Source organism: Pseudoxanthomonas sacheonensis, from assembly GCF_031455975.1.
GTDB classification, from domain to species: domain Bacteria; phylum Pseudomonadota; class Gammaproteobacteria; order Xanthomonadales; family Xanthomonadaceae; genus Pseudoxanthomonas_A; species Pseudoxanthomonas_A sacheonensis_A.
This window is the reverse complement of sequence record NZ_JAVDTT010000002.1, coordinates 91,487-104,330: the sequence shown is the minus strand read 5'-3', so window position 1 is coordinate 104,330 and position 12,844 is coordinate 91,487. Positions and strand designations below refer to the sequence as shown.

At 61.5% G+C, this 12,844-nt stretch carries 9 protein-coding genes; 6 read left to right on the top strand and 3 right to left on the bottom strand.

Annotated elements, in window-relative coordinates; translation table 11 throughout:
* Positions 1-234: 234 nt before the first annotated feature.
* The 5 genes from J2W94_RS07605 (at position 235) to J2W94_RS07585 (ending at position 4,724) form a co-directional block, all read left to right on the top strand.
* Positions 235-1,152, top strand: a complete 918-nt coding sequence (locus J2W94_RS07605; protein ID WP_310091854.1) for an ABC transporter ATP-binding protein — start codon at positions 235-237, stop codon at positions 1,150-1,152.
* Positions 1,149-1,916, top strand: coding sequence for an ABC transporter permease (locus J2W94_RS07600; RefSeq protein ID WP_310091852.1), 768 nt, complete (start codon positions 1,149-1,151; stop codon positions 1,914-1,916). The genes J2W94_RS07605 and J2W94_RS07600 overlap by 4 nt, the downstream gene beginning before the upstream one ends.
* Positions 1,917-2,007: 91 nt before the next feature.
* Positions 2,008-3,093, top strand: a complete 1,086-nt coding sequence (locus tag J2W94_RS07595; RefSeq protein WP_430540594.1) for a sensor histidine kinase — start codon at positions 2,008-2,010, stop codon at positions 3,091-3,093.
* 97 nt (positions 3,094-3,190) lie between these two features.
* Entirely contained in the window at positions 3,191-3,793 is a 603-nt protein-coding gene (locus J2W94_RS07590; protein ID WP_310093643.1) for a response regulator transcription factor, read from the top strand.
* A gap of 178 nt (positions 3,794-3,971) precedes the next feature.
* Entirely contained in the window at positions 3,972-4,724 is a 753-nt protein-coding gene (locus J2W94_RS07585) for an AAA family ATPase (protein WP_310091848.1), read from the top strand.
* 3 nt (positions 4,725-4,727) lie between these two features.
* Here the strand turns inward: J2W94_RS07585 and J2W94_RS07580 are convergent, their stop codons facing one another.
* Positions 4,728-4,922 carry a hypothetical protein gene (locus tag J2W94_RS07580; protein ID WP_310091846.1) on the bottom strand — a complete coding sequence of 65 codons (195 nt, stop codon included), beginning with the start codon at positions 4,920-4,922 and terminating at the stop codon, positions 4,728-4,730.
* Positions 4,923-5,133: 211 nt separating this feature from the next.
* Here J2W94_RS07580 and J2W94_RS07575 point away from each other — a divergent pair, with 211 nt between their 5' ends.
* Positions 5,134-7,458, top strand: a complete 2,325-nt coding sequence (locus tag J2W94_RS07575; protein WP_310091844.1) for a glycogen debranching protein — start codon at positions 5,134-5,136, stop codon at positions 7,456-7,458.
* 220 nt (positions 7,459-7,678) lie between these two features.
* Here the strand turns inward: J2W94_RS07575 and J2W94_RS07570 are convergent, their stop codons facing one another.
* Together J2W94_RS07570 and J2W94_RS07565 are read right to left on the bottom strand one after the other, a co-directional pair.
* Positions 7,679-8,065 (bottom strand): hypothetical protein, encoded by a 387-nt coding sequence (locus J2W94_RS07570; RefSeq protein ID WP_310091841.1) that lies wholly within the window; start codon positions 8,063-8,065, stop codon positions 7,679-7,681.
* Positions 8,053-12,705, bottom strand: coding sequence for an RHS repeat-associated core domain-containing protein (locus J2W94_RS07565; RefSeq protein ID WP_310091839.1), 4,653 nt, complete (start codon positions 12,703-12,705; stop codon positions 8,053-8,055). The genes J2W94_RS07570 and J2W94_RS07565 overlap by 13 nt, the downstream gene beginning before the upstream one ends.
* Positions 12,706-12,844 lie beyond the last annotated feature (139 nt).

Below are 12,844 nucleotides of genomic sequence, written 5' to 3'. Positions count from 1 at the left end.
GGGCAGGGCGGAGAGTGTGACCGGCAAGGTTAACCGAGCCCAGTTGCCGAAAGTCACTTTCTGCGTTTCCGCGGGAGCGGGAACTGGCAGCACTGACGATGCGACGGCGGCCAGCTTGCCTGCGGTCGCCGCACGGGGCCAGTGACAGCTGTCACCTCATTGGGCTGATGGCTTGCACTGCAACACAGGCGGCCTGCGGCGGAGGATGGCGTTACTTCCATTTGGGATGTCGCCATGTCTGGTTCCATCGTAGTTTCTCCTCCTGTAGTCCTGGCCCGGCTGCGTTCCGCGCGCAAATCCTATGGCAAGGCCGTCGCACTGGACGAGATGAATCTGCAACTGCGCGGCGGCCAGGTGCTCGCATTGCTGGGCGCCAATGGTGCGGGCAAGAGCACCGCGGTATCGGTGATGCTGGGTTTGTGCGAGGCGGACCAGGGCGACGCCAGCCTGCTCGACCAGCCTCCGCAGGCGATGGAAGCGCGCCGCCGCACCGGCGTGATGCTGCAATCCACCCAGTTGCCGGACACGTTGAAGGTCGGCGAGCTGCTGGCGATGACGCGCGGTTATTACCCGCAACCGCTGAGCGTGGCCGACTGCGTGGCGATGGCCGGGCTGGACGGCCTGCTGGAACGGCGCTACGGCAAATTGTCGGGCGGGCAGCAGCGTCGCGTGCAGTTCGCGATGGCGATCTGCGGGCGTCCGCAGGTGCTGTTCCTGGACGAACCCACCACCGGCCTGGACATCGAGGCCCGCCAGCAGATGTGGGCCGCCATCCGCGAACGCGCCGCCGCCGGCTGCGCGGTGCTGTTGACCACGCATTACCTGGAGGAAGCCGAAGCGCTGGCCGACCACGTGGTGGTGATGCAGGCCGGCCGCACCCTGGCCGAAGGCAGCGTGGAGCAGATCCGCGAACGCGTGCTGCAACGGCGCATCCGCTGCCAGTCGCAGGTGGACGAACAAGGCGTCGCCGCCTGGCCGGGCGTACGCCGCGTACAGCGCGACGGCGGCCTGTTGGAAATCCAGGCAGAACCGGTGGAACCGGTGGTCGCGCGCCTGCTGGCCGAGGATCCGCAACTGTCCGCCCTCGAAGTGCACCGCGCCGGCCTGGCCGACGCCTTCCTTGAAATCACCCGCGCCGCGGAGGCCGCATGAACGCACTCGCTCCGATCCCTTTCACCCCCCGTGCGACGGTCGCGCTGTACCTGCGCGAAGCGCGCCTGGAATTCCTGCGCCTGCTGCGCACCCCGGCCTTCAGTGTTCCCACCCTGGTTTTCGCGCCGATGTTCTACCTGCTGTTCGGCGTGTTGCTCAACCGCGGCAACGCCGGCGCCAGCAGCTATCTGATGGCGACCTATAGCGTGTTCGGGGTGATCGGCCCGGGCCTGTTCGGTTTCGGCGTGGGTCTGGCCATCGATCGCGAGCGCGGCCTGTTGACGCTCAAGCGCGTGCAGCCGGTGCCGGCCGCTGCGCCGCTGCTGGCGAAAGTGGCCATGGCCATGATCTTCGCCGCCTGCATCGGCGCGATGCTGCTGGTCGCCGGGGTGACCCTGGGCGGCGTGCAGATGACGCCGTCGCAGGCCGCGCTGTTGCTGTGCGTGGATATTTTGGGAGTGATGCCGTTCTGCGCGCTGGGCCTGTTGATCGGCACCCTGGTCAACGGCAGCGGCGCGCCGGCGGTGGTCAACCTGATCTACATGCCGATGGCCTTGTTGTCCGGCCTGTGGCTGCCGCTGCGCCTGCTGCCGGCCGTGGTGGAACAGATCGCACCGCTATGGCCGGCCTGGCACTTGAGCCAGCTGGCGCTGAAGATCGTCGGCCAGGACAGCGGCCGCCCGGTGTGGATGCATGTAGCGGTGATGCTGGCCTTCACGGCGATATGCTTGTTCCTGGCGCAACGACGCCTGCAACGCGCCTGAGGCTGCCGTGACCACCGCCCTGTTCCGCTCACTGTTCCGTACCGCTCCGGATTCGCTGGCCTGTCAGCAACAGGCCAGCGCCGACGTCGGCATGCGCTGGTTCCCCTGGATCAACCTGGTCTGGTCGGTCTGGCTGTTCATCACTCCGTTCTATTCCGATAAGTACTACTCCACCTGGCTGTGGCCCACGCTGTCCAGCTACGCGGTATTCCTGTTCCTGTTCCAGCGCTTCCACTACGACCACCCGCGCCACCGGTTGGCGATCGCGCTGGCGATCGGCGCCTTGGGCTTCGCGCTGCTGCCTTACAACCCCGGTTCGCAGAGCTACATCATCTACGCCTGCGCCTTCTTTCCGTTCTGCATGAGCGCGCGCAAGGCGTTGCTGACCATCTGCGCGCTGCTGGCCCTTTACTCCGTGGCGTGGCTCGCCGTAGACATCCCAATGATCTACATGAGCAGCGCGGTGATCGCCGGCGTGGTGGTGGGCGTGTTCAACATCGGCCTGCTGCAGAAGCTGCGCAGCGAAGCGCAGCTGCGCCTGAGCCACGAAGAGGTCAGGCGCCTGGCTGCCCTGGCCGAACGCGAACGCATCGGCCGCGACCTGCACGATCTGCTCGGCCACACGCTGTCGCTGGTGGCGTTGAAATCGAATCTGGCCTCGCGCTTGATCGGCCACGATCCCGAAGCCGCACGCAAGGAAATGGACGACGTCAGCAACGTGGCTCGCGATGCGCTGGCGCAGGTGCGGCGCGCGGTCAGCGGCATTCGCGCCGCGGGGCTGGCGGCGGAGTTGGCCTCGGCGCGATTGCTGTTGGAATCGGACGGCGTGCGTTTCAGCTACGAGATGAGCGAAGTGGCGTTGTCGGCCGAGCAGGAAACCGTGCTGGCCCTGGCGGTGCGCGAAGCGGTGACCAACATCCAACGCCATGCGCGCGCCGAAGGCGCCAGCGTGTCCCTGCGCAGCGCGGACCGGCAGGTCAGTCTGCGCATCGAGGACGACGGGCGCGGCGGCGCCATCGTGCCGGGCAACGGCCTGTGCGGCATGCGTGAACGCATCGAATCGCTGGGCGGCCGGCTGCGCGTGGACGCCACGCCGGGCCAGGGCACGCGCGTGGAGGTGACCTTGCCGCTGCCTGCGACCATTGCCGTCCAGGCGGTGGATGCTCCAGGTGAATGATGTTTCGGGCGAATAAAGAAGTCGTCGCGGAATGCGAACGCCAGTCGGGCGTCCGGATTTGCTATTTTCGCCGCATGCGCACTGCAACCTCCCTCGCGTGATCGGCATCCTGCTGGCTGAAGACCAGGCCATGGTGCGCGGCGCGCTGTCGGCGTTGCTGGGCATGGAAAGCGATTTCGAAGTGCTGGGCGCCTCGGCCGATGGCGAAGCGGCGTGGCGCGATCTGCAGCGGCTGAAGCCCGATGTGCTGGTGACCGATATCGAGATGCCCGGGCTCAGCGGGCTGGAACTGGCGCAGCGCATCCAGCGCCATCAGTTGCCGGTGAAGGTCATCATCGTCACCACTTTCGCGCGGCCCGGGTTCCTGCGCCGCGCGCTGGATGCGGGCGTGCTGGGCTATCTGCTGAAGGAATCGCCGGCCGACCATCTGGCCCAGGCGGTGCGCAAGGTCCATGCGGGCGGGCGCGCGATCGATCCGGATCTGGCGGTGGAAGCGTGGTCCGAAGCCGACCCCTTGAACGACCGCGAACGGCAAGTGCTGCGCCTGGCCGGCGAGGGTGTCTCGGCGGGCGACATCGCCCTGCAGCTCAATCTGTCGCACGGCACGGTGCGTAATTATCTTTCCGAAGCCATCGGCAAGCTGGGCGTGGGCAACCGCATCGAGGCCTATCGACTGGCCCGGCAGAAGGGCTGGCTGTAAGCATCACGACAACTGGTGAGACGTGGGAGCGCCGTCCCGGCGCGAGCTCTTGATCTTTGTCCTGCATGAAGAGCTCGCGCCGGGACGGCGCTCCCACAGCCGCTGTTTGGGTATTGCGTGTCTCAAGGCGCGCGAATGCGGCGGGGTAGGCTGACGGCCGGGCAATCAGGGCCGATCCATGCGCGCTATCGACGCCGAACACTACCTGCTGGACGTAAAGCTGAAACGCAGCAAGGTTCCCGACTTCAACCAGTACCCGTTCTCGCTGCCGGTGGTGCATCACCTGCATACCTTGGAACTGCATCCGAAGGTCACCTTCATCGTGGGCGAGAACGGCAGCGGCAAGTCCACGCTGCTGGAGGCCATCGCGGTCGCCTGGGGTTTCAATCCCGAAGGCGGCACCAAGAACTTCAACTTCCAGACCCGTGCCTCGCACTCGGCGTTGCACGAGTATCTGACGCTGGGCAAGAGCGTGCGCCGGGCCAAGGATGGGTTTTTCCTTCGCGCCGAGAGTTTCTTCAACCTGGCCACGGAGATCGAGCGGTTGGATAGCGGGCCCGGCGGGTCGTTGATCATCGATTCGTACGGCGGAACCTCGCTGCACCAACAATCCCACGGCGAGTCGTTCTTCGCGCTGATGGTCAACCGCTTCGGCGGCAAAGGCTTGTACGTACTGGACGAACCGGAAGCCGCACTCTCTCCGCAACGGCAACTGGCGATGATCGCGCGATTGCATCAACTGGTGCAGTCGCGTTCGCAGTTCGTGATCGCCACGCATTCGCCGATCCTGATGGCCTACCCGGACGCCTGCATCTATCAGATCAGGGAAGACGGCCTGCATCAGGTGGAGTACGAGCAGACCGAGCACTACCAGGTGACCAAGGCGTTCCTGGACAACCCGGCGCGGCAACTCGATCGATTGATGAGCTGACGATCACTTTGCATCCACCGAAGCTTGCAAGGCGACCGCAAGCGCCGCGTCTCCGGAAACCAGGTCGTCCCACTTCAGTTCGATCCCTTTCCGTTTTCCCTTCTCGGTGAGCTTCAACCCGGAAGCATCCACCAGCAGGGTGTAGGAACGGTCGCCGATTTCCAGCGCTCTGCGCAGGGGTTTGTCCAGCGGGGTCATGGCGGACTCCTTAATGTGAGATCGGCATGCTACCGCCGCCCGGTAAAAACTCCGGTGAAAGCCGGACGCGCCGCGTAGGCGGCCGAAACAGGGCAATGAATACGAATGCATCGGCTTCAACGGTCACGTTGTGCAGTTGCACCACGGCCCACAATGCATCGGCGCGCTGACGAACCGTCGCGCGTTATCGGCTACCTGGGAGGGTGCTGCGATGCGTAACGCAATGCGTCTGTTCGGCGGTGTGGGTGCGTGCCTGCTGTTTTTGTCCGTGTTGCTCGCACCGGCTCCGGCCGCGCAGGCGGCGATCAACGCGCAGAACCTCGGTGCCAAGTACGACGGCACCCAGAGCAACATCACTTTCCGCGTCTATTCCTCGCGCGCCACGCGGATCGAGGTCTTCCTCTACAAGACTCCCTCCGGCGCGCAGGAAGTAGTGCGCTACGTGCTGACCAAGGACGCCACCAACGTCTGGTCGAAGACCGCCTCGGTGGCGACGCTGCAGAACACCTACGGCATCACCGGCACGGTCTACTACGGCTATCGCGCCTGGGGCCCGAACTGGCCGTACAACGCCAGTTGGACCAAAGGCAGCGGCACCGGCTTCGTCACCGACATCGACGCCAACGGCAACCGCTTCAACCCGAACAAGCTGCTGATCGATCCGTACGCGCTCGAGATCAGCCAGGACCCCAACACCCCCACCTGCACCGACGGCACGATCTACGCCAGCGGCGCCACCCATCGCAACAAAGACAGCGGCGCCTGCGCCAGCAAGGGCCTCGTGCTGGCGCCCATCACCACCTCCAACGGCACCAAGCCCACGCGCGCACTGAAGGACGAGGTGGTCTACGAAGTGCATGTGCGCGGGCTGACCAAGGACGACACCGCGATGTCGGCCTCGTTGCGCGGCACCTATGCGGGCGCCGCGCTCAAGGCGTCGACTTTGGCCAGCCTCGGCGTCACCGCGGTCGAGTTCCTGCCGGTGCAGGAAACCCAGAACGACACCAACGATGTCGACCCCACCTCCACGACCGGGGACAATTACTGGGGCTACATGACGCTCAACTATTTCGCCCCGGACCGCCGCTATTCGGCGGACAAGACGCCGGGCGGCCCCACCCGCGAGTGGAAGGCGATGGTGAAGGCCTTCCACGACGCCGGCATCAAGGTCTACATCGACGTGGTCTACAACCACACCGGCGAGGGCGGAGCGTGGGGCGGCAGCGATGGACTGACCGTGTACAACCTGCAGTCCTGGCGCGGCCTGGACAATCCGACCTATTACTCGCTGACCAACGACCTGCAGTATTCGTGGGACAACACCGGTGTCGGCGGCAACTACAACACGCGCAATACCATCGCGCAGAATCTGATCGTCGATTCGTTGGCCTATTGGCGCGACACGCTCGGCGTCGACGGTTTCCGCTTCGACCTGGCCTCGGTGCTGGGCAACACCTGCCAGCACGGCTGCTTCAACTTCGACAAGATGGATGCGGGCAATGCGCTCAACCGCATCGTGACCGAACTGCCGCCGCGGCCGGACGCGGGCGGCACCGGGCTGGATCTGATCGCCGAACCGTGGGCGATCGGCGGCAATTCCTATCAGGTCGGCGGTTTCCCCACCGGCTGGGCCGAATGGAACGGCATCTATCGCGATTCGCTGCGCAAGAAGCAGAACCAGATGGGCGTGGAGGCGGTGACGCCGGCGGAACTGGCCAACCGTTTCGCCGGTTCGTCGGACCTGTACGGCGACGACGGCCGCAAGCCCTGGCATTCGGTCAACTTCATGGTCGCGCACGACGGTTTCACGCTGAACGATCTGTACGCCTACAACAGCAAGCAGAACAACCAGCCCTGGCCGTACGGTCCGTCCGATGGCGGCGACGACAACAACCACAGCTGGGACCAGGGCGGGGCGGTGATCGACCAGCGCAAGGCAGCGCGCACCGGGCTGGCGTTCCTGATGCTGAGCGCCGGCGTGCCGATGATCACCGGCGGCGACGAGGCGCTGCGCACGCAGTTCGGCAACAACAACGTGTACAACCTGGATTCGTCGGCCAACTGGTTGTTCTGGACCCGCAATACCGTCGAGGCCAATCACGAGACCTACAGCAAGCGCCTGATCGCCTTCCGCAAGGCGCACCCGGCGCTGCGCCCGGCCAATTTCTATTCGGGCGTGGACAACAACGGCAACGTGATGGAGCAGCTGCGCTGGTTCAAGCCGGACGGTGCGCAGGCCGACACGGCGTATTTCACCAACGCGAACAATCACGCCATCGCCTGGCGCATCGACGGCAGCGAGTTCGGCGATTCGGCCAGTGCGATCTATGTGGCCTACAACGGCTGGTCGGGCAACGTGAACTTCACGCTGCCGTGGCCCGGCGCGGGCAAGCAGTGGTACCGCGTCACCGATACCGCCACCTGGAACGAAGGCCCCGATACGGTCGTCGTGCCGGGGTCCGAGGCGTTGATTGGTGGGGAGTACACGGTGTATGGGCTGCAGGGGCGGTCGGTGCTGTTGTTGATTGCGAAGTAGAAGCAAGCGAGCGGGCGGCTGCCACCACAACCTCTCAAGGGGCGTAGCCCGGGTAGAGCGTAGCGAAACCCGGGAGGCCGACGTGGGAACAATCACCGTTCCAGAGATGTTTGCCGGAGTGGGGCGTGCCATATGGGCATCTGTATGCCAGATCAAAAGCCCCGGGTTTCGCTGCGCACTACCCGGGCTATCTCACTCGACGAAAATCATTCCGCGAAATCTATTTCGAGGAGATTGGTCCATCCGAAACGACCTTCCATCGGTCACCTTTCTTCTGATAAATAAATTCAACTTTACGACGTCGTACCTCGTCACCGGGAACTAGAAAACTGCCTTTTAGCCAACCGTTCTCAATCGAGATCCTTCTGTTTGCGTTCACATCAAATACAAACACTTGAGAAAACGATTGCCCATCTCCATCGCTACGATATGTATCAATAAAATTAACCTCAACGTCCGGAGGTATTCGCTGTGGCACAAGCCTCATAAAGTCTTGCTTAACGATGGTGTCATCTGGATAGCGATCCACCGTGCACCCAACAAGCAAGATAAGGATCGCCACCATTACAGAATAAGCGCGACTGTAATCAGTAACTATTTTGAACATTGCTGCACACATTGCGCCCCCATCTCGCCAAGAGCGGCGTTTGTCGGTTTCGGACCAGGCAATGAATTGCCAGAACAGAAACCCTTCTCATTGTGTTGCAAGTCAGATTTCTGAAATGCCCAGGGGCCGCCGTTTCTTAGCTTAGATCCAAGATCAGGAAGATCATGTTGCAGGAAACCCCACGCCTCATTAGCGCCACCCAATGTACGTCCCATGCCAGCCCCAATGGAAGCGTCTCGGGCCATCATGCAGCTAGTTACACAATGACGCATCGGATCATTTGGATCACCAGGAACTCTGGGAAACCGTGAATTTGCCCAATCTCTAATTGAACGCGCACGGCTATATGTGTCTCGTAATGCCGTGCCGTTTCTTAAGCCCTGTTGGTTCAGCGCGTTCGCATTCCACCAAGGCCCGAAACCTTCTAATCCCAGCGGATCAACGAAGCTAATCGGATTCCCTCCGACATAGGCGTAGGTATTAATACCGCCATTAAACCCAATCGGGTCCGATTGCGCATATCGTCCTGAGGACGGATCGTAATCGCGGAAGTAGTTCTGGTTCATGCCAGTAGCGACGTCATAGCGCTGCCCCGGGAACCGCATATCAAACACCAACGCATTGGTGTCCCCATCCGGATCCTGATTCGGCACGCTATTCCCGAACGCCTCGCTCTTCAGATCCCACGTCCACACCGGAACATTGCGCAGCACTTCGATGACCACCCGCGGAGTTCCTAGGTGATCTGGTTCGATGTAGTGCAGCTGGTTGCCATTGGCGATCAGGCCGACCGGTAGATCATCCAGCCAGACGATCTGCTGTACTGCCGATGCCGCATTGTCGTACTGCCCCAGCCAGTGACCCGTTTCGTCGTAGACAAAATAGGTGCTCACTGAGGGGGTACCGCCCGAGCCATCCGGGTTGGAGGGCAGGCCTGGCTGCACATTCACAACGCGCTCGCCCAGCGCGTTGTATCCGTACTGCATCGTTACGGCCCCTCCCTGCTTGACGCTGCTCAGACGGTCCGCTTGGCTATAGCCAAATTCGCGTGCGATGCCGCCGATGCTGATGGTGTTGCCGACGGCATCGTAGGTACGGGCAATGGCGCCAACCTGGGCTAGCCGATGGTTGGTGGACGGATAGGTATAGGTCTGCGTGCCGGCTGAGTTGGTGAAGCTCTGGCGGTTGCCGGTGGCGTCGTAGGCGTAGCTCTCGATGGCCACGTCGGTAGGACCGTCCTTGAACTTGGTGAGACGGCTCAAGGCGTCGTAGTCGAACTTCACTAGCGGGGTGGCGCTGGCGGCAGGAGTGAGCTGGGTGAGGTTGCCTACCGCATCGAAGCCGAAGCCCACATCAAGCCCTCCCACACCGGGGTCGTGAATGGCGGTGGGCCGGTAGTTCTGGTTGAGCGGACGCTGCATTTGCCGACCATTGCCGTAAGTCCAACCGACAAGCGGGCCAAAAGGGGCATAACTGGTCTGGTTCAACAAGATCGCGCGCACGCCGTCAGCACGGGTTACCCCTACCTCCGCTACTCGCCCCTGCGCGTCGCGAACATAGTCCGCCACAGCCCCATCCGGATAAGTCACGCTCTGCAGCTGGCCAGCTTTGGTGTAGGCATAGCGCAAGACGAAGGTTCTGCCGCCTATGCTCTGGACCTTGCGCGTCAAGTTGCCGAAGCGGTCGTAGCAGTACTTCAGTGTGGCCTCTGCATGCGCGGCGGTAAGACGGCCTTTCGCGAAGGTCTCATCAGTCGCGCATTCGGAGTTGACTATGTCATAGGTATATCGGACGTCAGGACTAGTCCCTCCGCTGGTCGTCGAATAAAAGACGGAGATCAGGCGGTTGAGGGCGTCATAGAGGTAGGTATGCGGTTCGGGGTCGTTAGCATCTAGTTTGGAAATACGGTTGCCGGCGCTATCAAAGGTGTAGGTGGTGGTGCCGGTGTCGGGACTGACCAGTTGGGTCAGATCGCCCAGGCCGTTGTAGGTGTAGGTGGTGTTGAGGCCCTTGGGATCGGTGACCTGGGTCAGGTTGTCCTGAGCGTCGTACTGGAACTTGGTCTCGGCATTGATCCCGCCCACGTTCTGCAGGGCGCGGCTCAAGCGGTTCAGCGGATCGTAGTCGTTGTCGGTGACCCGACCCAACGCGTCGGTGACGGTGTTGGTGTTGCCGTTGGCATCGTAAGTGAAGTCGGTGGGATTGGCCTGCGCATCGGCCTGGGTCTGCAACTGGCCCAGCTGGTTGTACACACGCGACAGGGTGCGCTTGAGGACGCTGCCCGGATCCTTGGTGTCTTCCTGCAAGCGATTACCAGCAAGGTCTAAGGAGTAGTGGATCGTGTTGCCGATATTGTCGGAAACGTCAGTTAAGCGCTGGGCCGCATCGTAGGCGTAGGACGTAAAAGCGCCGTCCGACTGGATGACCTTCTTCACCAATCCCGTGGGCCAATATTCGATCATCGTGATCTGGTCATCCGCCTCACTCCCCGTATTCGTGCCCCGCACCTTGCGTGCCATCAACCAACCGCGTGGGTGGTACTCGAAATCCGTGACGATGCCATTGGGATTCTTAACCGACAAAGGCTGTCCTGTAGGGTCATAGGCCAGGGTTTCGGTCACATGCCCTAGAGCGGTAGTGATTTTCCACAGATCCCCTTTGCGGTGCGTGCAGGTTGGGGGCGAGGTGGTACAGCCAGGATCATCGCTGCCGTAGTACGCATAGATGACCAAGTCCGTTACATCCGTCCTAGGGCCATCCACCGATTTCAACAATCCTTCGATGGGACAGGTACTGCTCGGCGCGGCCACATCCGCGGCTTCGCAATAGGCAAAGCTCGTCGTGCGGGTTTGGCTGGTCGCTGTATCCCGGGCGGTGATGCTGGCGGGCTGTAGCCGGGCGTTGTAGGTATAACGGGTTTCTAAATTCCCAGTCTGGAGTAGCAGAGCGCGGTTACTGGCTAAGTCGCGCCGCTCCTCCCGTGTGCGCTCTTCTGGCAAGCCATAGGCTTCTCTCACCGTATGGACGCTGGCAGGCTGTCCCGTCACCGCATCGGTGACTTCGCTATAGCTGTGCTTGATCTGAGTGCCTTTGCGGTCTGTCATCGTGTCAACGCGGCGCCGGAAGTCCACGGACTGGCCGTAATACTGGTAAGCGATGGTTCCGGCACTGTCGGTGACCGACGTAACCTTGGGAGATCCACCCCCGGCATCTGCCATGGCATAGCTGGTCTGCTTTCCGAGAGCGTCGGTAACGACCGTCCCCGCAGGCGAGTACGACAGCGCCACGCCATCCGTACCGCCCACATGCTGGCTCGAAACAGCCCGCCCCTTGTCGTCATAGGCAAAAGTGCTATAACGCTGCCCGTCCTCGGCGGTGATTCCGGTGAGGTGGCGCGGGAAGCGCGTGTCCTCATAGTGGTAGGTTCGTGTTCCGCCACCCTGGTAGGTGACAGTTTTCAGTCGTCCATTTTCGTATGTGTAACTGGCAAGTTGCGTGCCGTGCGATGAGACGCCTGTGATCAGTGAATCGCTAGAAGTATCCGCGTACTGGAACTGGATCGAACGACCCTGCGGTGAGGTGATCGTATCCAGGCGACCGGACGAGTCGTAGGCATAACTTAGTACGTTTCCATCCTCGGGTTGGCGCATGACCAGGCGCCCGATGTCGTTGAAGATGTAAACCGCGTCCTGCCTGTAGAGTTTCCATTGGTTGCCGCTAGCCGCTATGCGGTCCCCACTGCCGCTGGCGGCGTGATACTCACTCCCGACTTGGCGGAACGGTACTGTGTAGCCGCTTCCCTCGATCAATCCTATAACAGGCAGATTGATTTCTAAACGAATACGGTGAGTATCACTCCACCCCGAGCCGAAACCACCTGTCGCGGTTGCGACCCCAGAATGGTAATAGCGAGTCAGTTGCGCCCAACCCAAGTCGAAATCAGGTTCGGTTTCATACTTGTTCCCGGTCTTAACGTCGCAGGGATTTCCAACCAGTCCAGTGTCGCCGCTCTCGTCTTCACACTGCGATTGGGTTGTCTCTATAGAAGCAGTGATCTCTTCATTGACGCAAGCATTGTGAGAACTACTCCAGTACGTATACGGAGTAGGACAAATCGATATGCGTGAAAGTGTCGCTGTGTCAGCGCGGGGCTCACACGTCTCTGTTGGCTCATTATAATCAAAGTAATTGGTCGAATAATTCCTTAGCTCATAGTGTGCGAGCTCAGGAGAATATGGGGTCCAGTCATTAAGCGCATTCATTGAAGCTGATGGACAAGGCGGAGAACCTCGTTGATTCAGATACGAGATGCTGTCGCTGACCGCCTCCTCCTCCGTTCCACGCGGCATTGCAGTCATTCCGTAGAACATAAAGTTACGGTCATGCTTTCCCATCCAATAGGTGATCGTTGTTTTTCCGTCTTCGGAAACCGTTTGGTTTTTTATCTCGCGAACATACTGATAAGCGTCTGGTGCATCCGATGGCCCGGGGATCGTTCTAATCGCGGCTTCTGCTTGCTCCTGCGTGTCGTACGTTCCAAAGAGACTCCCGTCTCCGCTACGCACTGAGAAATTCTGGTCGGCCTCCTGGGCCGATGCAGTCACCTGTATCAGAACGGCCAGAGCAAGCGCGACCAGCATTCGTAGAGACGCGGATACCGAGATGTGGAGAGCTTCCCGCGTCCTTGCATTTCGTTGACCTTCCATGATCTGTCTCCGTTAAGTTGTTGGTTAAATCAATTCGCGCGCACTGCGCCGCTATAGCTATGAGCGGATCCTA